The sequence below is a fragment of the Clostridium paraputrificum genome (assembly GCF_900447045.1).
Lineage (GTDB): Bacteria > Bacillota > Clostridia > Clostridiales > Clostridiaceae > Clostridium > Clostridium paraputrificum.
On sequence record NZ_UAWH01000018.1, the window covers coordinates 167275 to 191910 of the forward strand.

Annotated in this window: 21 protein-coding genes and 1 pseudogene; 15 read left to right on the forward strand and 7 right to left on the reverse strand. The window is 29.4% G+C overall.

Going from position 1 to position 24636, the window contains the following annotated elements:
• Positions 1–48: 48 nt before the first annotated feature.
• A complete protein-coding gene (locus tag DR024_RS16625) occupies positions 49–1236 on the reverse strand; it encodes an ROK family transcriptional regulator (RefSeq protein ID WP_027097727.1) in 1188 nt (395 codons plus the stop codon).
• A gap of 226 nt (positions 1237–1462) precedes the next feature.
• Here DR024_RS16625 and DR024_RS16630 point away from each other — a divergent pair, with 226 nt between their 5' ends.
• Together DR024_RS16630 and DR024_RS16635 are read left to right on the forward strand one after the other, a co-directional pair.
• Positions 1463–2758 (forward strand): PTS sugar transporter subunit IIC, encoded by a 1296-nt coding sequence (locus tag DR024_RS16630; RefSeq protein WP_027097728.1) that lies wholly within the window; start codon positions 1463–1465, stop codon positions 2756–2758.
• 47 nt (positions 2759–2805) lie between these two features.
• Positions 2806–3705 (forward strand): DUF7916 family protein, encoded by a 900-nt coding sequence (locus DR024_RS16635; RefSeq protein ID WP_099313437.1) that lies wholly within the window; start codon positions 2806–2808, stop codon positions 3703–3705.
• A 351-nt stretch (positions 3706–4056) separates the two neighbouring features.
• Here the strand turns inward: DR024_RS16635 and DR024_RS16640 are convergent, their stop codons facing one another.
• From DR024_RS16640 to DR024_RS16650, 3 genes are all read right to left on the reverse strand, one after another.
• Entirely contained in the window at positions 4057–4302 is a 246-nt protein-coding gene (locus tag DR024_RS16640; RefSeq protein WP_099313436.1) for a TM2 domain-containing protein, read from the reverse strand.
• Positions 4303–4439: 137 nt separating this feature from the next.
• Positions 4440–5261 carry a TPM domain-containing protein gene (locus tag DR024_RS16645; RefSeq protein ID WP_055183862.1) on the reverse strand — a complete coding sequence of 274 codons (822 nt, stop codon included), beginning with the start codon at positions 5259–5261 and terminating at the stop codon, positions 4440–4442.
• Positions 5254–6288, reverse strand: coding sequence for a TFIIB-type zinc ribbon-containing protein (locus tag DR024_RS16650; protein ID WP_027097731.1), 1035 nt, complete (start codon positions 6286–6288; stop codon positions 5254–5256). The genes DR024_RS16645 and DR024_RS16650 overlap by 8 nt, the downstream gene beginning before the upstream one ends.
• Before the next feature lie 280 nt (positions 6289–6568).
• Here DR024_RS16650 and DR024_RS16655 point away from each other — a divergent pair, with 280 nt between their 5' ends.
• The 6 genes from DR024_RS16655 to DR024_RS16680 all read left to right on the forward strand — a co-directional run bounded on the left by DR024_RS16655 (position 6569) and on the right by DR024_RS16680 (position 14977).
• The gene (locus DR024_RS16655) at positions 6569–7399 is read left to right on the forward strand and encodes a PRD domain-containing protein (protein WP_027097732.1); all 831 of its coding nucleotides are present in this window, start codon (positions 6569–6571) and stop codon (positions 7397–7399) included.
• Between the two features lie 171 nt (positions 7400–7570).
• Positions 7571–9427 carry a beta-glucoside-specific PTS transporter subunit IIABC gene (locus tag DR024_RS16660; protein WP_027097733.1) on the forward strand — a complete coding sequence of 619 codons (1857 nt, stop codon included), beginning with the start codon at positions 7571–7573 and terminating at the stop codon, positions 9425–9427.
• Positions 9428–9449: 22 nt separating this feature from the next.
• On the forward strand, positions 9450–10904 hold the full coding sequence (locus tag DR024_RS16665) for a glycoside hydrolase family 1 protein (RefSeq protein ID WP_027097734.1): 1455 nt from the start codon (positions 9450–9452) through the stop codon (positions 10902–10904).
• 3 nt (positions 10905–10907) lie between these two features.
• Complete coding sequence (locus DR024_RS16670) at positions 10908–11834, forward strand: 2-keto-3-deoxygluconate permease (RefSeq protein WP_111919339.1); 927 nt, start codon at positions 10908–10910, stop codon at positions 11832–11834.
• A 421-nt stretch (positions 11835–12255) separates the two neighbouring features.
• Entirely contained in the window at positions 12256–12627 is a 372-nt protein-coding gene (locus DR024_RS16675) for a hypothetical protein (protein ID WP_111919341.1), read from the forward strand.
• A 256-nt stretch (positions 12628–12883) separates the two neighbouring features.
• Positions 12884–14977, forward strand: a complete 2094-nt coding sequence (locus DR024_RS16680; RefSeq protein WP_111919343.1) for a PAS domain-containing sensor histidine kinase — start codon at positions 12884–12886, stop codon at positions 14975–14977.
• A 49-nt stretch (positions 14978–15026) separates the two neighbouring features.
• On the opposite strand, the gene DR024_RS16685 is transcribed toward DR024_RS16680, so the two are convergent.
• Positions 15027–16031 carry a helix-turn-helix domain-containing protein gene (locus DR024_RS16685; protein WP_111919345.1) on the reverse strand — a complete coding sequence of 335 codons (1005 nt, stop codon included), beginning with the start codon at positions 16029–16031 and terminating at the stop codon, positions 15027–15029.
• Between the two features lie 203 nt (positions 16032–16234).
• Between DR024_RS16685 and DR024_RS16690 the strand changes: the two genes are divergently transcribed.
• From DR024_RS16690 to DR024_RS16710, 5 genes are read left to right on the forward strand one after another with little or no spacing between them, the layout of a single operon-like run.
• The gene (locus DR024_RS16690) at positions 16235–17185 is read left to right on the forward strand and encodes an iron-hydroxamate ABC transporter substrate-binding protein (RefSeq protein ID WP_111919347.1); all 951 of its coding nucleotides are present in this window, start codon (positions 16235–16237) and stop codon (positions 17183–17185) included.
• Positions 17172–18164, forward strand: a complete 993-nt coding sequence (locus DR024_RS16695) for a FecCD family ABC transporter permease (RefSeq protein ID WP_111919349.1) — start codon at positions 17172–17174, stop codon at positions 18162–18164. Before DR024_RS16690 ends, DR024_RS16695 begins: the two co-directional genes overlap by 14 nt.
• Positions 18164–19171, forward strand: a complete 1008-nt coding sequence (locus tag DR024_RS16700) for a FecCD family ABC transporter permease (RefSeq protein ID WP_111919351.1) — start codon at positions 18164–18166, stop codon at positions 19169–19171. The genes DR024_RS16695 and DR024_RS16700 overlap by 1 nt, the downstream gene beginning before the upstream one ends.
• Positions 19172–19173: 2 nt before the next feature.
• Positions 19174–19968: an ABC transporter ATP-binding protein gene (locus tag DR024_RS16705; protein WP_111919353.1), complete on the forward strand. Its 795-nt coding sequence runs from the start codon at positions 19174–19176 to the stop codon at positions 19966–19968.
• Entirely contained in the window at positions 19965–21209 is a 1245-nt protein-coding gene (locus DR024_RS16710) for an MFS transporter (RefSeq protein WP_027097747.1), read from the forward strand. Before DR024_RS16705 ends, DR024_RS16710 begins: the two co-directional genes overlap by 4 nt.
• A gap of 99 nt (positions 21210–21308) precedes the next feature.
• Here DR024_RS16710 and DR024_RS17870 read toward each other — a convergent pair whose 3' ends face one another.
• Positions 21309–22130 (reverse strand): MurR/RpiR family transcriptional regulator, encoded by an 822-nt coding sequence (locus DR024_RS17870; protein WP_423236503.1) that lies wholly within the window; start codon positions 22128–22130, stop codon positions 21309–21311.
• Positions 22119–22961, reverse strand: a pseudogene (locus DR024_RS18105) (Cof-type HAD-IIB family hydrolase); the annotation flags it as partial. The pseudogene DR024_RS18105 and the gene DR024_RS17870, both read right to left, overlap by 12 nt.
• A gap of 216 nt (positions 22962–23177) precedes the next feature.
• Here DR024_RS18105 and DR024_RS16720 point away from each other — a divergent pair.
• A complete protein-coding gene (locus DR024_RS16720) occupies positions 23178–24047 on the forward strand; it encodes a methionyl aminopeptidase (protein ID WP_027097750.1) in 870 nt (289 codons plus the stop codon).
• An 85-nt stretch (positions 24048–24132) separates the two neighbouring features.
• Positions 24133–24636: a GNAT family N-acetyltransferase gene (locus DR024_RS16725; protein WP_055183848.1), complete on the forward strand. Its 504-nt coding sequence runs from the start codon at positions 24133–24135 to the stop codon at positions 24634–24636.

Sequence of the window (24636 nt, forward strand, 5' to 3'; positions counted from 1 at the left end):
TGGTCTTATAAATACAGAGAAACCCACCTGTTTTACAGGTGGGTTTTATTATTTAATAAGTAGTTCATTTATGCAAAGAGCAGAAGCAGCTAAAGCTCCAGTATAATTATAATAGTTCTTAATTATAACATCTTTATTATTCTGTAAACCTAGTAAATTTAATTCTTTATCTAAGTGTTCTTTTAATAAACTTGATAATAAAGGTTCTTTAAATAACTCTCCATGAATAATAATTTTATTTGAATCAATCATCATATATAAATTATTAAGTGTAATTGCAAGATATTTAATTGCAGAATGAAGTATATGTATTATACCTTCATCACCTAACAGATAAGCTTTTAATATAGTATCTATTGTTATCTTATCCTTTTCACTAACTAATTGCTTTAGATATGTACTTTCTGAGTTATCAAAAATAATTTGAGCTTTCTTTATTATCCAGGCTTCACTTGCATAAGTTTGAAGACAGCCTCTCTTACCGCATTCACATAGTTCTCCATCTGGGTGAACAACTATATGTCCGATTTCTCCAACTAGATAATTATTTTTAGCATATAGTTCACCATTATACATATATGAACAAAACATTCCTCTACCTACATGGAAAAATATAAAGTTATCATCATTACCATTATTAAATAGTAATCTTTCTGCTAAAGTCATGCATTTAACGTTATTTTCAAAAAAGATTGGTAGTTGAATATTATCTAGTAAGACTTTAATATTAAAGTTTTTCCAAAATGGATTATTAGTAATAATGGATTTACTTTCATCATGGAAGTGACCTGGAATTGCTATTCCAATTCCTTTAGGGTTGTATTCAGCACATGATTCTATGAATTCTTGTAATTTATTAGTATAAAAATATTCGCTTAAAGTGTTGTTTAAATCATAATGACTTAATACAAAGGAATTTTCTTTAATAATTTTACCTGTATTGTCTGTTAGACAGAAAGATATATATTTTTGAGATAATTCACTTCCTATATAAAAACTATGATTAGGAGAAATATCTAGTAGTATTTTTTTTCTCCCAGATTTGCTCTGTTCAGGGATAGCTTCTCCAATTTCGTGAATAAGCTTTTGATTGATCATTTCTCCAGTAATTTCGCTAACGGTTGCAGGAGTTATGTTAGTTTCTTTTGAAATATCTATTCTAGAAATAGGTCCTTTAGAATAAATTTTATCTAAAATTTTAAATCTTATGTTTCTTTGTGTTTTGGTGATTTTCATAATAGTCATCCTTTCAATATTAATATTCCTATTAATATAAGTATATATTAATTATAATTTATAAACAACTATCCATATAAACTTGAAAATATTGTTGACAAATTATAGCTGATAATATATTATTTAGTTAATAAATAATTATTTATTATCAATATATCTTTTGAAAATGTTTAAATATAATTATTAAATTATATTTTATAATTAACTAAAAGAGGGAGAGGTTAATATGAAAAATTTAAGTGAATTTTTAGAAGAAAAGTTGATGCCTATAGCATCAAAATTAGGCTCAAACAAAGTGCTTATTTCAATACGTGATGGTATTACATTAAGCATGCCTTTAATTATCATTGGTTCTTTATTTATGATTATAGCAAGTTTTCCAGTAAAGGCTTGGACTGATTGGTTAACAGCTGTAGGTGTTGATGCTTATTTATGGAAGGGCGTTGATAGTAGTTTTGGATTAATGGGATTAGTTGCAAGTTTTGGTATTGCTAATAGCTTAGCACGTCAATATGATGTTGATGGTGTTTCAGCAGGAATTATATCTCTTTCTTCTTTTGTTGTTGTAACACCTTTTGTAAGTGGTGAAGCAGGAGCAGGAATCCCAGTAGGATTTATGGGAAGTAAAGGTTTATTTGTAGCTATGATAGTGGGTATTATTTCATCTTTAATTTTTAAGTGGTTCATTAAAAAAGATATACAAATAAAGTTGCCAGATGCAGTTCCACCTGCAGTTGCAAGAAGCTTTAGTGCATTAATTCCAGGTGCAGTTATTATAACATTATGGCTAGTTGTTCTTGGAATTATGGATAAAGCTAGTATTGGAAATATACATGATTTACTTTTAAAGGTCCTAGGAGGTCCATTAGGATTACTTGGTAACAATATTTTTGGAACAATTATTGCAGTATTCTTAAATAGTTTATTCTGGATGGTTGGTATTCATGGTGGTAATATTGTAAATAGCATTCTTAAGCCAATTTGGCTTATGAATTCAGATGCAAACCGTCTAATATTCCAAGCTGATGCTACTGCAAAATTACCTAATATTATTACAGAGCCATTTATGGATAACTTTGTATATATCGGTGGTGGTGGAGCTACATTAGGTTTAGTAATAGTTATTGCTATTGTAGCAAGACGTAAGAGAGCTAGCCAAATTAGTAAGATGATGGCACCTTTAACATTAACACCTGGTATCTTCAATATTAATGAGCCAGCTATGTTTGGATTACCAATAGTAATGAATTTCTCTTTATTGATACCATTTGTTTTAGCACCAATAGCTAATGCAGTAATTTCATATACAGCGATGGCTTCAGGATTAGTTGCTACTACCACAGGTATTGCTGTTTCATGGACAATGCCACCAATTATTAGTGGATTCCTTACAACTGGAGGACATATAAGCGGTTCTATTTTACAAATAGTATTAATACTTGTTGATATAGCAATTTATTGGTTCTTCTATCAAAGTGTTGAAAAGAAGAATTTAGAATTAGAAGCAGCTGAAATAAATTAAGTTAAAATAAATGCAGTTGATATAGATAAAGTTTTGGAGGAATAGTTATGGGTAAAAGATTAATTAGTGCAAATGCTTCAGAAATATTAGGAATGAACGCAGAAGAGTTAAAACAAAGTATTAAAGCAAGTGAAGGAAGGGTTATTCTTTCAGAAAATGTAGCAACAAGGGAATCATTTATAGGAGATATTACTAATTCAGAAATTGCTAGAGCTTTTGGAGCTGATCTAATTCTTCTTAATGGAGTAGATGTTTTAAAACCATATATATTTGGACTAGAAGTTAAGGAAGAATCCTTTGTAAAGGAACTACAAAATTTAGTGGGACGTCCTATAGGTGTAAACTTAGAGCCAGTAGATTTAGAGGCAAATATGGCCGAGGATCGTTTAACAATCAGTAAGGGTAGACAAGCTAATCTTGAGACAATTAAAGAGATTGAAAGACTTGGAATGAATTTTGTTTGCTTTACTGGAAATCCTGGTACAGGTGTAACAAATACAGAGATTGAAAAGACAATTAAGTTGGCAAAAAAATATTTCTCTGGTTTAATTATTGCAGGCAAGATGCATGGTGCTGGTGTTGATGAACCAGTTGCTGATATGAAAGCTATTGAGTCATTCATTGAGGCAGGTGCAGATGTTATTTTGGTTCCAGCAGTTGGAACAGTACCTGGTTTTGATGAAAGTGAATTAAAAGAAGTAGTTAAACTAGCACATAGTAAAGGTGCGCTTGTATTAAGTGCAATTGGAACTAGCCAAGAAAGCTCTGATGAGGATACTATCAAACAAATTGCTATTCGTAACAAGATTTGTGGAGTGGATATTCAACATATTGGAGATGCAGGTTATGGTGGGGTTGCACCTTATGAGAATATTTTGGCCATGAGCAAGGCTATTCGTGGTGTTCGTCATACTGTATCCATGATTGCACGTTCAATAAATCGTTAATTAAATAAATATTTATATATTGTTATAAATATATAAATATATAGTTAAAATTAGGATTCTTAGAATTTTTTTGAGAGGAACTCTAAAATTTGTTTTTTTAAATCATAGTAGGAGTTTATTATTAAGGAATTTAAATTTTAAATTAAGATACAAAAATAGAGGATAGCAACTAGCTATCCTCTTACTTTTATTATACGAGGAAAGGATAAAATTTGAATTAGCTATAAATCAAAGGATAGTAATTTTATAATTTCCTTACCTTTAGTAGGCGTGGGGGGATATTTGTTTCCATGTGACTTGGAGCTTGCGACGGAACAAGCAAAATAAATATCCGCTAAACCTTTTTTATAATTAAGGAGTGTATACATATGGTGTAAATAAAATATAAGTTATAGTATCTTTGAGCCAGCCGAATCCAAACAAACCAGCAGTACAAGCATAAAGAACAGCTACGGTAGGTTTGCCTTCATAAAATTTATGTGCTCCTAAGAAACCAAAGAATAGGCAAAGTAAAAGGGCAGTCCATTTACTTTTTTCTTTTTTAGGTAAGCTATTATATTCTTCATAAGGATCTCTTAATAGATCTATAATTTTCATATGTATCCTCCAATCTAAAATACTATTTGCTTATATTATACACCATTAATTGTAAATTTATAAAAATAAAAAAGGAAAGTAGATAGAGTAAGTTTATACAACTATCTGCTTTCCATATATTATTTGTAAAATTAATCTTAGAAGCTGCCGCCGCCTCCGCCATGAGTACTTCCACTGCTACTAGTATGAGTTGTACTATGACTTGAATTATTAGATTGCTTTTGAATCTTTCTTCTAGTGGTATTTTCTCCAACAAATATATCTTGCTTATTAGTTAAGGAGAAAGATCCTTTATCTTCGTAAGTTCTATTGTTAACAGTAACATTTCGCTTAGATTTTAATGTAACTACTAATGTAACTAATAGTGATATTATTAAAGCAATAGCATAAGTAGCTGGAGATATAATTTTCTCTTTTAATCTACTAGAAAAAGAAGGTGGAGTAGAGTTCTCTTCAATACTTAAATCCTCATCATCAGTAACTACTCCTTTAGTACCATAGTAATCAATGCTTTCTAGGAATTTGCTACTAGCACCTTCATAATCTCCATCTGATAAATAAGGTGTTATATCATTTATCATAGTATCTATTCTAGTATCACTAAATATATTAATTGCCTTTCCTGTTGTAGAAATCCAAATTTCTCTAGCATCCATATTTACTAATAGTAAAACACCTGATTTTTCGGAATCAAAACCATAATTATTATAATCATAAAAATCATCTGCATACTCCATTGAAGTTTTACCCTCTGTATTATCAGTAATAACTATTACTGTGTCTAAATTATATTTATTTGCAATTTCATCAATACTACCTTGTAATTGTTGAACTTCAGGTTCTGATAAATAATTTAAATAGTCCTTTATATTTTTAGTTTCAGTTGCCTTAACATTAATGGGTGATAAAGTTATTAAAAATATAAATAAACAAATAAGTGATTTAAATTTTCTAGACAATTGCAGCACCTCCAAACACAATAATTAACCAAGTTATTATAAATATAATTGATGCATATTTAATTTGACTGCCATGATCAGTAGGAGCTTCACCTATAACTTTCCCAGTTTGTCCATTTATAATAAATTCATATTTTTTACCTTTGTACTCATTAACTAGTAAATAAATTGGTAACATAGCATAACTATAATCAGTTTTAGTTATGGTAACTCTATTAGAGTTTGGGTTAAAAGTGCTATAACCAGATACTGTTTCAGCTAATCTAGAGCTTAGATATTTTTCAACTTTCTTACTTGCAACGTCTTTTGCTTCTGTTGCATCTACATTATATTTTTCAGCCATAAATCCAGACATATATTTTATAGAGAAATCTGTTAGTTCACCATAATTATATGGCTCTATTTCCTCCATTAAGTAATCATCTAATTTTTTTAGTCCATCTACAGGTATTCCGTTATATTTAGAAGTACATTCCCTTATAATATTATAGTACTTAGTTTTTGTATAATTGTAATCACCATCTGACCAAGAATGAACTTTTGTACCTTTACCACTAAGTTCTCCTCTTACATTATTATCAAATAACCAAAAAGGCACATATATACCAGTGATTTTTTCAATACATTTCTTTTCCTTAAACCCTTTAGGGGCAAATTTCTTTTTCTTAATCCAAGCTCTATAGATTTCTTGAGCCTTTTCTTTACCTATTTTAAATGGGATAACACTTTTGGGTGCGAATTTTCCAGAAAATCTAGTTTTTATTATAGAGTGACTTCTACAATAAATACAAAATGTTGCTGCTGTTGTATCATCTGCTATTAATTCTGCACCACAATTTGTACAAGTATAACTATCTAAATCACCTATATGTTCTTCAGTATGACTGGTATTTTCCTTAGTTATAGCATCAACTTCATCTTCATTAAATTCACTAAAGCAGTAATTACATTTCCATTTTTGAATTTCAGGATTAAATTCTAATCCTGCATTACAATTAGGACAATTATATTCAGTTATAGTACTCATATTTTCTCCTCCGATAAAATAATCCATAGTATATTCCATACAAATGGTATCATAATCTTATATGTGGTGTAAATTGAAATTAGGACTATTGTATGAACTTAAAAAATATTTTAATAAAAGTATTGACAAGCTATCAAAAACTTGTTATCGTATACATTGTAAGGACTGTTACTGATTCGATCAGGCATGACCAAAAATTAATGTGATTATCTATGGGTGATTATATTAATCTTTGGTCATTTTTTATTTTCAAATATAACAAGGGATGGAGATAATAAAGATGAAGATAATTAAAAAGTTAAATAATAATGTTGTTTTAGCTTTAAATGATAAAGATGAAGAAATCATTGTTGTTGGAAAGGGATTAGGTTTCCGTAAGACACCATATGTTTTAGAGGATTTATCATTAATTGAAAAGAAGTATGTAATTCCTGAAAACACAAAGGCTTTTGATATATTAGATTCTATCCCTAATGAAGTGATCAAAGTAACAGAAATGATTATGAGATATGGATATAAAGAACTTAATATAGGATTTAGTCCAGATATCTTATTAGCCTTATCAGATCATATTAATTTTGCTATTCAAAGAAATAAAGAAGGGATAGAAATGAGAAACCCACTTCAGTGGGAAATAAAACATCTTTACCCTAAAGAGTATACTATAGGAAATAATTCTTTAGATATTATTGAAAAAGAATTGGGTATTAGACTTCATAAAAATGAAGCTGCATTTATAGCATTACATTTTATAAATGCTCAACTGGGTAAGCATGATATGACTGAAACAACCAAGATAACAAGTATAATGGGAGAAATCCTTAGTTTAATAAAGTATAAATTCAAAATAGAGTTTGATGAAGATTCATTTGAATTTACAAGGTTTGTAACTCATATAAGATACTTTATAATGAGGCAGGTAAATAATAAGCCATTAGAAAATGAAAATAGTGATATGTTTACTCTTATGCAAGATAAACTGACTGAAGAGTTAGAGTGTGTTGATATGATAGAGAAACATTTAAATAAAAATTATGGATGGAAGTGTACAAATGATGAAAAATTATATTTGATGCTTCATATTCAAAGAATAAGAAAACAAAATAACTAGGACTGTTACTGATTCGATCAGGCATGACCAAAAATTAATGTGATTGTATAGCTATAACTACAATTATGTTAGTCTTTGGTCATTTCTATTTTAGTTTAATAACTAATAAATCAATGCTAGCTAAGATTTAAAGGTTTTAAATATATATTTTAAACAAAGGTGGAGAGATACATGAATAATAAAGAATTAGCTCAAAAGATTCTTGAGTTAAGTGGTGGAGAAAAAAATATTACATATGTTACTCATTGTGCTACTAGATTAAGACTTGTAGTGAAATCTGAAGCAGAAGTAAATTTAAAAGCAATAGATAGTTTAGAAGGTGTTTTAAAAGCACAACATAGTGGTGGTCAATTACAAGTTGTAATTGGAGCTAAGGTAAACAAGATTTATGATGAATTCACTAAGCTTGGAAGCTTTACAAATAATAATGAATCTGATATGCCAAAGGTAAAGAAAAATCCAGTCAATGCCTTTATTGAAACTATTTCAGGAATATTTACTCCAATACTTCCAGCACTAGTTGGATGTGGTATGATGAAGTGTTTATCATCACTAATGACATCAACAGGTATGGTAGATCCTTCTACAGGTTTTATTACAGTATTTAATATGATAGCTGACTGCGTATTTTATTTTATGCCATTCTTCTTAGCTGTAAGTGCAGCAAGAAAATTTAAAACTAATGAATATTTAGCAATAGCTTTAGCAGGATGTTTATTACACCCAACAATTTTAGATGCTGCAGGTAAAATTGCTGAAACTGGTATTGATAAAATAGACTTTTTAGGATTACCTATTTTATTAGTTAAGTATACTTCAACAGTAATACCAATAATTTTATCAGTATGGCTTTTAAGTTATGTTTATAAGTTTGTTGAAAAGATAGTTCCAGATTTACTTAAGGTATTACTTGTTCCAATGATAACTTTATTAATTATGGTTCCAGTTCAATTGATAGCAATAGGACCATTTGGTTCATATGTAGGTACATGGATAGCTGAAGGATTAAACATATTGTTTGCAAAAAGTGGAATTGTTGCAGGTGCTTTATTAGGATTCTTTAGACCTATACTTGTTATGTTTGGTATGCACTACTCAATTATGCCAATGCAAATTCAACAAGTTGCAGAAACAGGAGTTACTGTATTAACTGCAAGTGCTTTAGCAGCTAATCTTGCACAAGCAGGTGCAGCATTTGGGGTATTCTTAAAGACTAGAAATAAGACTATGAAGGCAGCAGCAGGTTCAAGTTCTCTAACAGCTCTTTTTGGTATTACAGAACCAGCTATTTATGGTGTTACTTTAAGATATAAGAAACCTTTCTTTGCTGGATGTTTAGCAGCAGGTTTAGTAAGTGGATTCTTTGGATTAGTAAATGCAAATGCAAATGCTATTGCTCTTCCTGGTATTTTATCACTTTCAACTTATAATGCTGATAGATATATTTACATCATAATTGGAGTTGTAGCAGCATTTGTGTTAGGATGTGTATTTACACTTATTGCAGGGGTTGACGATTTTGTAATGGGTGAAGATAAGAAAGTAGAAGCTAAAGAAGAAACTGTAGTTTCTAATGAAGGAATTATTGTAAAGAGCCCAGTTGAAGGGACAGTTAAAGATTTAGCAGAAGTTAATGATAATGTGTTTGCAGAAGGTTTAATGGGAAAAGGAATTGCAATTGAACCTAAGGTTGGTAAAGTTGTAGCTCCATTTGATGGGATAGTAGAAGCTATTTTTAAAACAAATCATGCTATTGGTTTAAAATCTAAGGATGGTGCAGAAGTTTTAATTCACATTGGATTAGATACTGTAAATTTAGAAGGTAACCATTTTAAGAGTCATATAGAAAAAGGTCAAGCTATAAAAGCAGGAGACCTGTTAGTAGAATTTGATATAGATGCAATTAAGAAAGAAGGATATGATGTTATAACTCCAGTTATAATAACAAACTCTGATAACTTTAAGGATGTTATGGCAGTAAAAAATGGTGAAGTAACAAATAAAGATGATTTATTAAATTTAATATAAGTAGTAAAAGAGGTAGATTAATATGAAAACAGTATTTCCAGAAAACTTTTTATGGGGAGGTGCCTTATCAGCTTGTCAAGCTGAAGGTGCCTACAATGTAGATGGTAAGTCACTTACTATTCCAGAAGTGATGCAATTTAACGCTAAGAATGACAGAAAAGTAACTAAACAGCTTAAAATTACAAGAGAAATGATAGAGGAAGCTAAAAATGATCCAGATACAGTTAAGTATCCAAAGAGAAGAGGAATAGATTTTTATCATACATATAAGGAAGACATGGCCTTATTTAAAGAAATGGGATTTAAGGTATTTAGATATTCAATTTCTTGGGCACGTTTATTCCCAAATGGTGATGATAAAGAGCCAAATGAATTAGGATTAAAGTTCTATGATAGTGTTATAGATGAATGTTTAAAAAATGGAATGGAACCATTAATAACAATATCACATTTTGATTTTCCAATAGTTCTTGTTGAAAAATTTGGTGGATGGTACAACAGAGAATTAATAGATTTATATCTAAGATATTGTGAAGTAATATTTAATAGATATAAAGGAAAAGTTAAGTATTGGGTAACATTTAATGAAATAAACATGAGTATTAAAGCTGGTCCTAAAACAATGGGAGTAATTGATGAAGGGCAAGAAAACTATGAAGAGATGTTATTCCAAGCGTTACATCATCAATTTGTTGCAGCTGCAAGGGCTACAAAACTTGCTCATGAAATAGATAAAGAAAATAAGATAGGTAGCATGGTGGCTTACTTTACTACTTACCCTTATACATGTAAGCCTGCAGATGCTTTAGCAATGCAAAAAGATGACCAAATGAAAAATCTATTCTATTTAGATATTCTAAATGGTGGTAAGTACCCTTATTATTCAAAGACATATTTTAGAGAACATAATATTAACCTAGATATTAAAGAGGGAGATTTAGAAGTTATAAAGGAGCATACAGCTGATTTTGTAGGAATGTCATACTACAATTCTATGATATCAAGTAATGATGGAGATCAATTAGAACTTACTGCTGGTAATGTTCACAGTGTTTATAAGAATCCACACCTTGATGCAAATGAATGGGGATGGCAAATTGATCCAATAGGATTAAGATATACATTAAATCATGTATACGATAGATTTGGATTACCAGTATTCATACTTGAAAATAGTTCTGGGTTCTTTGATGAATTAACAGAGGATAATAAAGTTCATGACCCATATAGAGTAGATTTCTTACGTAAGCATATTGAACAATTAAGGCTTGCTATTGAAGATGGAGTAGAAGTTATTGGTTATACAATGTGGGGACCAATTGACATGATTTCATCAGGAACTTCAGAAATGTCAAAACGCTATGGATTTATATATGTAGACCAAGATGACTATGGTAATGGAACAATGAAACGTTACAAGAAGGATTCGTTCTATTGGTATAAAAATGTTATAGCCACAAATGGAGAAGAGCTATAGTATATGAAAATACTAAAGAGTATTAGGAAAGTACCAGGGGGACTGCTTATAGTTCCCATGATACTTACCGCAATAATTAACACTTTCTTTCCTAATATCTTTCAAATAGGGAATCCAACTACAGCACTTTTTACTAATAAAAGTACTATGGTTTTAATAGGTCTTATGCTATTTGCTTCTGGTACTCAATTTAGTATAAGAAATATAGTAGATGTTATAAAAAGAGCTGGATTATTATGTGTTGGAAAGTTGATAATATCATATATTATTGGACTATTAGTAATTAAAGTTTTTGGAATAGAAGGAGTCTTTGGAATATCAGCAGTTGCAATTATTGCTACAGTAACAAGCTGTAATCCAGGTTTATACCTAGCTTTAGTTAATGATTATGGAGATGAAATAGATGGAGCCGCTTTTGGATTTTTAAATCTAATAGTGGTACCTGCAGTTCCAATAATGATATTAAGTTCAGCTAATGGACAAGGAATAGATTTAAAAACAATAATAGCAAATCTATTTCCATTTATATTAGGAATGATTTTAGGAAATTTAGATAGTGATTTTAAGAAACTTTATGCACCTGCTACAATAATACTACTACCTTTTATGGGAATATGTTTTGGTAGTAGCATAAATATTATGGTAGCTTTAAAATCAGGAGTATCAGGAATAGTTCTTACAGCATTATTCTATTTAGTATGTTTATTTCCTCTATTAATATTAGATAGAAAGGTTGGAAAACGCCCTGGTTATGCAGCTATTGCAATGTCATCTGTAGCAGGGTTATCTATTTCAGTACCATCTTTGGCTGCTGAGATGAGTAAAGTATATCTTCCTTCTATGGATGTTGCAATGTCTCAGATAGCACTAGCATCAATAATAACAAGTGTAATAACTCCTACAATAATTAAATATGTAATTAATAAATAACAGATACCTTTATTGGGGTATCTGTTTTTTTAATCGCAATATTAGCGTTATTCTTTTTTATAATTTCGGTAGAGATAGTATTACTACACTTTAAGAGGGAGGCAGAAGCAGAAATTTTGTTGCGTTTAATATTTTATCAATAAAGGCTAATACAGAAATAGTATTATTTAATAAATTATAATACTTGTAACTTTGTTGTTGGAATATAACACAAGGGTTTAGAGATAAATATATAAATATGGTAAAATAAAACAAAAAAACTTTGTTTAGTTGTTACCAAATATGAGTGAAGAAAACTAGACAAACTATATAACTAATAGTGATATAGTAGCAGAAGTTAAATTAACTTATATTACATATGAATAATAGAAACTTATATTTATGATAAGAAGAAAAAAATTATATGGGAGGATATTTTTTTATGGATAAAGAGATGTGGAGGTTTTTCAGAAGGCTTTTTATTTTTATATTTTTGATATTATCTATATTAATAATTTTTAATAAAACTCATTTAAAGACATTAAAAAGTGAAACAAATAACCAAGTTATAATTTACTATAAAGATGCCTTTTTGTTTGGATCAACAGGAATAAAAGTATACTATAAAAAGGATTCTATGATATTTGAAAAGAAGCTTTTTTCTACAAGTCTAGAAAATGATGGCGCACATCCTACTGAAGATTCAGTACGATATTCTTGGAAGGATAACGTCTGTTCAATTTCATTAATTAGCTCAGAAGGTAAATCTAAGTATTATCAGATAATCTTTGATGATGAAGTTACTTATAGATAATAATTAACAAAAAGTAAATATAATTCTACCATATAGTTATTAAGTAAGTATATTTTCTTTGTCATTATTTGAAGGAATACTTACCCCTAGTGACCATATCTTTTTAGGTTCATTATTTTCTTTATTAAGTTTAGTGTAAAATTATTTATATTTTTAAATATTCAGAAAAATATTATGCGTAGTATAAGAAAATATTGTCTATATTTACAGCATAAGTTATGGGTTGTATAATTTTGTATATAAGGGGGATGGTGTTATGGGTAATGATATAAGAGAATATAATAGTGATTTTATGATAGAGGAAGAGCTAATAAGCCAATCAATAGATTTTCAAAATATATTTGATAATTTAAAGTGTGGTATTTATATAAAAAGAATAGATGGAAAATTAGTATATTTAAATAGATTCTTAAAAGAGTTACTTAAAGATAGCAATTTACATGAAGCTAGAAAAATACATAAGGAGATAATAAAAGAAGAAGATTTGAAGGTTATTCATAATGATGAGAATATAAGACGTGAATTTACAATAATTAAAAATGGCAAAGAGATGCAAATGAGCATTGTTAAAAATAGTTTAAAAGATAAGGAAAAGAATATAATTGGAATCATAGGGGTATTCCAATTATTGCCTATGGAGATGAATATTAGGCGAGAAATTGTAAAAATGATTAATAGTAATGAACTAGATACCAATTATTTTTCAAACAAGCTCAACTTAAAAAATTCTCTTAACTTTATAGCTTCAAGAATCCAGAATTATATAGATTGTATAGGTATTAATATATGGCTGTATAATTCTAAAGAAAATCGTATGGAGATGTATGCTAAAGCTGGAGATATTAAGGGTGTAGACTCTATGAAGTTTAATGATGAAGTTTTTAAATATGAAGATTTAAATCTTTTAGATGATGGGCTTCTTAATAAAAAGGATAAGGAGTATTTAGAAAGAAGAACGGGAGTAAAAATAAGTGGTAGTCAATTTGCTATGTATAAAATTATCTTAAGAAATAAGATAATAGGTATTTTATGTGTGAAATTTAAGGAGAAGGATAGTTTAATGAACATTCAACATGATTATTTAAAATCTATTTGTTCAGAAATAGCTATCATATATAAAAGTTATGAGATTAATGGGAATATAATAAATGAAAGTAAAGAAAGGTTTTATATAGAGGAAGAATTAGAGGGCTATATAGAAGCGTCAACAGATCTAATAGCTATTCTTAATAGGAAGGGGAATTTTAAGAAGGTTAACAAAGAATGGACTAGTGTCTTAGGATGGAGTAGTGATGAACTTTTACAAATGAACTTTTATGATTTAATTGATTCAGATAGTCCAGATAGATTTCAATTGTATAACAGTAATATAGGGGATAATGGTAAGTCATATAGCTTTACTGATAGATATTTAGCAAAAGATAATTCTTATAAATATTTAAATGTAAGAAGTAAGTATATTGAGAATATGGAAGAATACATTATTATTGCCAAGGATATTACAGAGAATGTGACCATAAAAAACAAGTTAAGAGAAATGGAAAAAGAAATTGAAATTGAAAATATGAAAAATGACTTTTTTGCTAATATATCACATGAGCTTAAAACACCTATAAATATAATTCTTGGCAGTAGTCAATTAATGGAGTTAAACCATAAAAATAATAATATAGAAGAGGAGAAACTTAGAAATTATATTAATATAACAAAGCAAAACTCATATAGGTTACTAAAATTGGTAGGTAATTTTTTGGATATAAGTAAAATAGAGGCGGGATTTTATAAAATAGATCCTATAAATATAAATATAGTTAGTGTTGTAGAGGAAATAGCTCAATCTGTTGAACCCTATATGGCATCAAAAAAAATAGAATTTGTATTTGATACACAAACAGAAGAAGAAATAGTGGCTTGTGATCCTGATAAAATTGAGAGAATAGTATTAAATTTATTATCTAATGCTATAAAATATACTGATGAAAGTGGAAATATATTAATTAATATAATGTCAAAGGAAAGTGTAGTTGAAATATCAGTAGAGGACACGGGAACAGGAATTCCTAAGGATAGAGTTAGGAGTATATTTAATAGGTTTGAACAAGTTGAGGGAACACTTGTTAAGAAAAGAGAAGGGTGTGGAATTGGTCTTGCTCTTGCTAAGAGTTTAGTAGAAATGCATGGTGGAGAAATATGGGTTGAAAGTGAAGAGGGAGTAGGAAGTAGGTTTATTTTTACTATTCCTAAAAACTTAGTTAAGGATAAAAAGGAAAAGGTAAGAAATATTTTAGATAACTCAAGTAGAGTAGAAAAGTGTAGAATAGAGTTTTCAGATATATATAATGTTGAATAAATATATTATTAATAGGCTGCTTAAGTACTAGTTAAGCAGCCTTGCTATATTAAGTTTTTATCTTTCTAAATTCCAAGGGAGTTTTTCCGTGAACTTTTTTGAACATCTTTATAAAGTTTCCACTATAGTTATATCCAACTAATTTAGCTATTTCATCTATACTTAATTGAGTAGTAGATAGTAGGTTTTCTGCAATAGTCATTCTTATAGAAGTGGTATATTGGCTAATGGACATATGATATTTAGCAGAAAAACCTGCCTTTAATTTTTGTTCATTTAGAAAAACCATCTTACTTAAGCTTTTTATAGTAGGGGGATTGCATGCCTCCTTAGTTAAAATCTCATGAGCTTTTTGTATTGCATTTGCATCTGAAGCTGTTAATGTTACATATCTATCTTTTCCTATTTTTATTTCTCCATAATTTAATTGATTGGTAAAAACATTTTTAGAAGAGGACTTTATTTCTTTATTAATTAAAGCTATACATTCTAGAATCTTACTTTCTAAATATAGTAGACTAAGTTCATTAATTTCTGCTAAGCTTCTTAAGTTTTGTATAATTGTAGCTATTTCAAGAGGAAGATAGTGATAAGTATAGTTTATGATAAAACTATCAAAACTCATTGTATTTGGAAAGTTTGGATTAATAATTTCATCAAAATACTTTTTATATATAGTTATTTCTGCTCCGTGGAAGTGCTGACCTTTCTTCCATGCCTGTTTTCCCTTTAAACCTCTCTCTGCCACAAAGAAGGAAGAGGGAGAAAAAGAGGAAAGGGGGCTATCTTCAATTTGAAAATTAGTTTCACCTTTATATACTGTTCCAAAACGTATTAGCTCTTCTTCATGGTTAAAGGAAAGTGAAAAGTTAGAGGGAATTGTATAATCTCCAATTCCAAAATCATAATATCCCTCCCTTGAATATTTAATAAAAAAACCAAGTTCTGGTTTTTCTTTATTTTTGTATATGGTGTAATCTCCCATAGGATATGGAGTAAAAGTAATATATTCTAAAACTTTATTTTGAAATTCTTTCGTTGTTTTGCAAATCATAGCTTATTCCTTTGTTAAAATATTTATTTAGCTCTTGGTTATAATATTGTTAAGAGCTTAGATTATTATAGCAGAAAATAATCATATTGGATGATAAAATTATTAAATTAGGTGAAGAGATTGAAATGAGAATCAATCTCACATACAATTAGACCAGTAAAATAAAGATAGAATTTAGTTATAGATTAATACGGAGGTATGATATGAAGAAGAATATATTAAAGACATTAGTTGTTTCATGTTTAGCTGCTATGATGTTAGTAGGATGTGGAACTAATGGTGGGTCAAATAATGATAAATCATCAGAAAAGAAGATTACTGTTACTGATGTAAGAGGGGAAGTTGAAATACCTGCAAACCCTGAAAGAATAGTAGATTTAAGTGGAAATAGTGATATATTATCAATCTTAGGATATAAGGTTGTAGGAACTGCAAATAGTGATGCTTATGATTACACTAAGTTCCCTACATATTTAGAAGAAACTTTAAAGGGAGCAGAAATTCTAGGTTATAGCATGCAAGATACTATGGATGTAGAAGCAGTTATGAACTTAAATCCAGATTTAATTGTTATATCAACAGTTCAAGAAAAGATGTATGATCAATTAAGTGAAATTGCTCCAACAGTTATGATTCAATTAGAAGCATTAAACTGGAAAGATGATGTTAAGGCTTTTGCAAAGGTATTTAATAAAGAAGATGTTGCTAATAAGTGGTTAGCAGATTATGAAGCAAAGGCTAAGGAAGCTGGAGATAAGATTAAAGCAGAATATGGTGAAAATACAACTTATCTTTCATTCTTAGCAAGTGGAGGACAATTCTTTATCTTTGATGGAGCAGGATTTGGTAGCGTATTATATGAAGATATGGGGCTAGCTAAACCTGAAGGAATGCCAGAACAAAGTGATATTAGTTTACCAGTTGTAACTTATGAAGGGTTAGCTTCAATTAAATCAGATTATATCTTCTTAATTTCAACACCAGAGGATTTAAAGCAACTTGAAAGTAATGCTATATGGAATAGCTTACCTGCAGTAAAAGAAGGTAAGGTTGTAGTATTAGAATCATCACCTTACTTTAACCAAGGATATAGCTCAATAGGTAGACAATTATTAGTAGATGAAATAGGTGAAATGTTAAATGGAACAAAGTAAGAAACATACAACAATTTTTGTAATTGGTAGTTTGTTACTTTTAATAGGAGGACTGATTCTGGCTATAAGGCTAGGATCCGTCCATATTAATTTTTCAGACATTTGGAATAGTATCTTTAATTATAGTGAAACATTAGAGCTTATGCTTATTAGGGATGTACGAATTCCAAGAGCACTTTCTGTATTATTAACAGGAGGTATTTTAGGAGTAACAGGTGCCATGATTCAAGGCGTTACTAGAAATCCAATAGCTGAACCATCTATATTAGGTGTAAGCCAAGGGGCAACCTTAGTAATAGCTATTTTTTATGCAATGGGTATTGCTATAAATACTCAAAATGTAATGATAGCTTCTTTTATAGGAGCGTTAATAACAGGAATTATAGTTTTAGGATTTATATCTAAGAAAGCAAATAATAATTCTATTGCAAAGATACTTTTAGCAGGAACAGCTATGAGTACATTTTTTCTTTCATTAACAACAGTAATAGGATTATTATCAAATCAATCTCAAATGATAGGTTTTTGGGTATCAGGAGGCTTTAGAAATGCTAGCTGGTCTGATTTTAAACTTGTATTTATTGTAGGAATAATTGGACTTATTATAGCAATTTTATTATCACCTAAAATAAATATTTTAAATCTTGGGGACGATGTTGCCATAGGTCTTGGTGAAAGTCCTGAAAAGATAAGATTTTTAACTCTTATGGTTATGATACCAATGTGTGCAGCAGCAGTTGCAGTAGGGAAAAATATAGCCTTTGTTGGACTTATAGTTCCCCAAATAGTTAGAAAGTTACTTGGTGAAGATTATAGAAGAAACATACCTTGTGCTTTTTTACTAGGAGCAGTTCTTTTAACTTATGCAGATATTGCAGCAAGAATGTTATTTGCTCCTTATGAAACTCCAATTGGTGTGTTTACAGCCTTAATAGGAATACCATTCTTTATATCAGTAGCTAGAAAGGAGAGAGGATAATGAAGAAAAAAAGATTTAAAATTGCTTTAATAGTTTTACTAGCTTTATTAGTTCTCTCTTTTGTAGTTACCTTATGTTGGGGAACTTATAAGGTTTCTGTAGGAGAAGTCATAAATACCTTACTTGGTAATGGTACAAGACTTCAAAATACAGCAATATTAAATATTAGGTTACCTAGACTTTTAGTTGGTGCATTTGTAGCAATTGCCCTATCAACAGCAGGAGCAATTCTTCAAACTATAACTAAAAATGATTTGGCAGATACAGGAATAATAGGTATAAATGCTGGTGCAGCAGTAGCAGCAGTTTTATTTATTACATATCAAACATCTAATTATTATAGTGAGCTTGGGCAACTTTCAATTTTTGTATTGCCACTTATGGCTATTATAGGTGCAGCATTAACTTCATTTGTAATATACATGCTATCTAGTAGACATGGAATAAGGCCTAAAAGACTTTTATTAATAGGTATAGGACTAAATGCAGGATTAAATGCCTTTATAACCTTCTTCACTTTTAGAGGAGGAGTTGGAGATTATAATAGAGTATTAGTATGGACATCAGGAAGCCTTTGGGGATCAGGATGGAGCTATGCTAAAGTAATTATTCCAATAGTTACACTTATGTTTGGGGTAGTTATGTTAAATCATAAGAAACTAGATGTTTTAAATCTTTCTGATGAACTTGCCTTATCTTTAGGGCTAAATTTAGAAAGGGAAAGAAAGAAGTTCTTAAGCTATGCAGTTATATTAGCAGGTACAGCAACAGCTTTTGCAGGAAATATTGGATTTTTAGGACTTATATCTCCTCATATAGCTAAAAAGTTAGTTGGTCCATATCATAAGAACTTTGTTGTAATATCAGCAATGATTAGCGTAATAATAGTTCTTCTTGCGGATTCAGTTTCAAGAAATCTATTTTCTCCAATAGAAATTCCAGTGGGAATTACAGTGTCTATATTTGGAGTACCATATTTTATTTATTTAATGATGAAGGAGAAATAATTATGGAAGCTATTAGTGTAAGGAACTTATCAGTATCATATGAAAATAATACAATAATTGAAAATATGGATTTAAGTTTTCCGAAGGGAAAAATAAGCATAATAATTGGAGCAAATGGATGTGGAAAATCAACTTTGCTTAAGACCATATCCAGAATTAATAAGCCTAAAGCAGGAGATATCTTTATAAATAATAAAAATATAAAGAAGATAAAGGAAAAGAATATAGCAAAGGAAGTTGCCTTTCTTCCTCAAGGACCTGTTTGTCCAAGTGGTCTTACTGTAAGAGAGCTTGTAGCCTTTGGAAGATTTCCTCATCAAAAAATGATAGGTGGACTTAATAATCATGATAAGGAAGTTATTGATTGGGCTATAAAAGAAACAGGTCTTAGTGAATTTGCTGATAGAGAAGTTGAAAATCTTTCTGGTGGTCAAAGACAGAGAGCTTGGATTGCTATGACTTTAGCACAAGAAACAGAAATTATAATGCTTGATGAACCTACTACTTATTTAGATATGTCTTATCAACTTGAAGTATTAGAGGTGCTTCAAAAGCTTAATAAAGAAAAGAATATTACAGTAGTTATAGTTTTACATGAGCTTAATAATGCATGTAGATTCGCAGATAACATTATTGGACTTAAAAAAGGTAAAGTAATATGTCAAGGAAAACCAATGGATGTAATTAATAAAGAAACATTAAAAGAAATTTACGGGATAGATGCAAATCTTAAAGAAAGTGAAAATGGTGAATATCCAATATGTACAGAGTATGAGCTTTTTAGGGAGGGTGCATGAGAAATAAAAACTTTATAATAATAGTTATAGGGCAGATTATTTCACTTTTTGGAAATGCTATTCAAAGATTTAGTATGTCTCTATACTTATTAGAATTTACAGGGAGTACAGCTGCCTTTGCTAATATATTAGCAATATCAACAATACCTTATATACTATTTGCACCAATTGCAGGAAGGCTTTCAGATAAAATAAATAGAAAAAAGATAATGGTTTATTTAGATCTATTCTGCTCAATTTTGATAGGGATATATGCACTTATATTACTTAGAGGAAGAGATAGTGAGTTAATAGTAGCCATAGTAATGTTTATGTTATCTGTATGTTATACTCTGTATGGACCTGCAGTAGTGTCTTCAATTCCACAAATAGTTGAAGAAGATAAGCTAACATCAGCAAATGGAATAATTAATCAAGTAGGATCTGTTGTTAACTTCCTTGGGCCAATACTTGCAGGAGTACTTTATGGATTAGTAGGTATAAAATTAATAGTAATAATAAATGCTATAAGCTTTTTAGTATCAGCAATAATGGAGCTATTCTTAGATATTCCAGATGTGGTTAAGACAGATGAGGATACAGATAAGGGCAAGGTGTTATCTATGGACTTTATAAAGAAATCCTTTATAGATATGGGAGATAGCTTTATATACTTAAAGAAAGAAAAGAAGATAATATTAGGAATTATAGCTTCATATGCTTTATGTAATATATTCTTAGTACCTATATTATCAATAGTAGCACCATACTTTATCAATATATTACTTGAACTACCTTCACAAGTTTATGGAGTAGTAGAAGGAATATGCGTTTTAGGTATGATTTTAGGTGGTTTTTGGATAAGTATAAAACCAAAGATGTTCTTAATGAAGAAAGTACATTATACATATATTCCTATGATAGTAGGGGTTACTTTAATGGCTACGTTAGGATTTATTAGATTAAATAATTATGTTTTGGCTGGACTTTTTGGTGTTAGTGGTATGGCAATTATGCTATCTCTATCATTATCAAATGTGTTAACATTAACTTTCATTCAACAAGAGGTGCCTTCAAATATGCTAGGACGTGTATCAGCCTTTTCTACAGCAGTAGCAACTATAAGTGTAGCTCCTGGACAGTTATTGTTTGGACAAGTAATAGATATGGGAATACATATAGGAGTTATATTGATAATAACAGCTATAGTTAACGGTGGACTTATTTTATTTGTTAAGTGGAATGTAAGAGAATTAAATTAAACATTTCATTTATATTTTGTATAAGTGGGTGGATATTTGTTTTGATGAGACTTGGAGCGCAGCGACGGAACAAGCAAAATAAATATCCGCTACACCTTTTTATACTTTACTAGATAATTTTTTGTATGTGCTTAATTTATAGTTAACGTTTTTTTCGTAGTCAAATTTAAAATAGCAAGTATATATACAATCTAAAAGATATAATAATGATAGTCTTGTTGAAAAGGATGAAATTTTATTAAAATGATTTTCATTTGAACTTAAATACAAATGATAATCAGCATATTTAGTAATTGGATTATCATTTGTAGAAGAAATTAGAATGATAGGGGTATTATTCTTTTTTAAAATATTAGCTAAGTTTTTTGTTATTAGTCCTCTGCCTTCAAAAGAAACAATTATTGCAACATGTTTTTCATCACTAGTAGAAGCAGTTAAAAGTTGATGATATTCTTCTATAGGAACATTTATAAAAGTGCCGATTTCTTGCATTTGAAACTTAAAATTTTCTGCAAAATATATGTTTCCAGCAGAAGTATAAAAATCAATATATATAGCTTTTTTTAGAATACTTGCTACCAATTTTAATGTATTTAAATCTATCAAATTTAAAGAAGACTGTATAGTTTGTTCATATAGTTCTTTCATTTTTAATACAACTTGATTTTGTGTTTCATTTTGTTTAAATGGATAATCAAAATTAAGAGAATTTTGTTCCTTTAAATACTCATTAATTGATAGGGAGACTTGTACTTTTAATTCAGCCAAGCCAGCTAAACCTACTTTTTTACATAGTCTATAAATGCTTGATGTTGAAATAAAGCAAGCTTTACTAATTTCAGAAGCACTCATTCTTATAAAGTCTTCAGAATTATTCTGCATATAGTATACTAATGTTTTTTCATTTTCTAATCCTTTTATATATTTGCTTAGGGTATAAGCAATACCATCTTCTTCGTTAGATAATGTAATTTCATTAGCTATAGCTTTTAAATCATCTACAGCATTCTCCATAGCAACTCCAATACCAGCATATTCAACCATTGAAGCATCATTGTGGCCATCTCCAAAAGCAATCATTTCATCTTTTTTATATCCCATAGGAATAAGGACAGTGTCTAATGCCTTTGCTTTATCAATACCTTTTGCAGTAAATTCAAAATAGAAAGGTCCTGTAAACATACAGTTTAATGTATCCTTAAAAGGCTCCATCATTTCTTTATAATGTTCTTGTAAATAGTCAGGATCTCCAGCAGTTAAAATTTTATTTAGTGGATAGTTTGCAAAAGCAGCTAAATCATCTACTTCACATAGTTTAAACTTGCCCCCACGAGATTCGTATTTAATTACATTAAAAGGTGATCCATTAAATTGGATTTCATTATCAAAAACATTATTAACATACATGTAGTTATCTTTATCAATCATAGGTTTTACTTTAAATTTCTTCATGTGTTCAAGAACTGATTGTCCTTGTTCTACGGTCATGGTTTCATTAAATAGTACTTTATTAGTTTCACAGTCAACTACCTTTGATCCATTAAACGAAACTAAAAGACCATGATTTTCATTCATTTTTAATTCCTTTGCAAAATCCATTAATCCAGATGTAGGTCTTCCAGAAGCTAATATTAGGATAGCTCCTAGCTCTTGGGATTTAATTAGAGCATTTTTAGTTTTTTTAGGAATTTCTTTTCTGTTATTTGTTAATGTACCATCAACATCCATAATAATTACTTTTATGTTACTCATATATCTTTCCCCCTTTGTTATATATTTCATTATACTAATACTAAGTTTAGGAATAAACAGGTTAACTTAAGATTGAATAATATATATCAAAAATAGTAAAGTTATCTAACAAAACAATGGAATAAATTTTTCATTGTAGAATAATCTTGTATGATGTTTATATTTTGTTAATATAGGAGTATAGTATATAATAGATAAGGAAAAGGAGAGATATGGATGAAATTAAGTAGAAATGACACATGTTGGTGTGGTAGCGGAAAAAAATATAAGAACTGTCACCTAAACTTTGATGAAAAAATCCTATCTTATGGATTAAGAGGTGCTATTGTTCCACCTAGACAAATTATAAAAAATGAAGCTCAAATCCAAGGGATAAAAGAAAGTGCTAAAATAAATACAGCTGTATTAGATTTAGTTGCTGAAAATATAAAGGCAGGAATGTCTACAGAAGATATAAATACATTAGTACACGATTTTACAGTTTCACAGGGTGCAATTCCTGCACCATTAAATTATGGAGGATTCCCTAAGAGTGTTTGTACTTCTATAAATGAAGAGGTATGTCACGGAATTCCAAGTAAGGATATAATACTTAAGGATGGAGATATAATAAATGTAGATGTATCTACTATATATAATGGATATTTTTCAGATGCATCAAGAATGTTTATGATAGGTAACGTGCATCCAGAGGTTAAAAAGCTTGTTAAAGTAGCTAAGGAATGTTTAGATTTAGGGCTTCAAGCAGCTAAGCCATGGGGATTCTTAGGGGATGTTTCAGAGGCTTGTCAAACACATGCTGAGAAAAATGGTTATTCAGTAGTTAGAGAGTTTGGGGGGCATGGAGTTGGAATACAATTCCATGAAGATCCATTTGTTGCCCATGTAGGTAAGAAGGGAACAGATATGCTTTTAGTTCCAGGAATGATATTTACAATAGAGCCAATGATTAATATGGGTAAGAAAGATATATATGTAGATTCTGATAATGATTGGACAGCTATTACAGAAGATGGTTCACCATCAGCTCAATGGGAATATACAGTTTTAATAACTGAAGATGGAGCAGAGATATTAACTTATTAATAAAATGAAGAAAACTAGCAACTTTGCTAGTTTTTTTTATTTTAAGTATTATGTATAATAAAATAAAAAACAAAGGAGGAGAGTTATGGAATTTAGGAGGACTAATATAAGTGATGTAAATAGTGTTATGAAAATAATATCCCAATCGCAAAGTTACTTTAAATCAAAAGGTATCGATCAATGGCAAAATAATTATCCTAATGAGAATACTATAATGGAGGATATTAATAATGGCTATAGTTATGTACTAGAAAAGGATAATAAAATTATTGCGACTCTAGCTTTATCCTTTAATGGGGAGGTAACTTATAATAAGATATATGAGGGAGAATGGTTAAGTAATGAAAAATACGCTGTAATACATAGAATAGCTGTAGATAATGACTTAAAGGGTAATGGAATATCTTCTTATTTGATTAAATGTGTTAAGAAGATAGCATTAGATTTGAATGTACATAGTATAAAGGTGGATACACATGAAGATAATATATCTATGCAAAGGTTATTAGAAAAGAATGATTTTAAATATTGTGGAATTATATATTTAGAAGATGGAAACAAAAGAATAGCATTTGAAAAACTAATATAG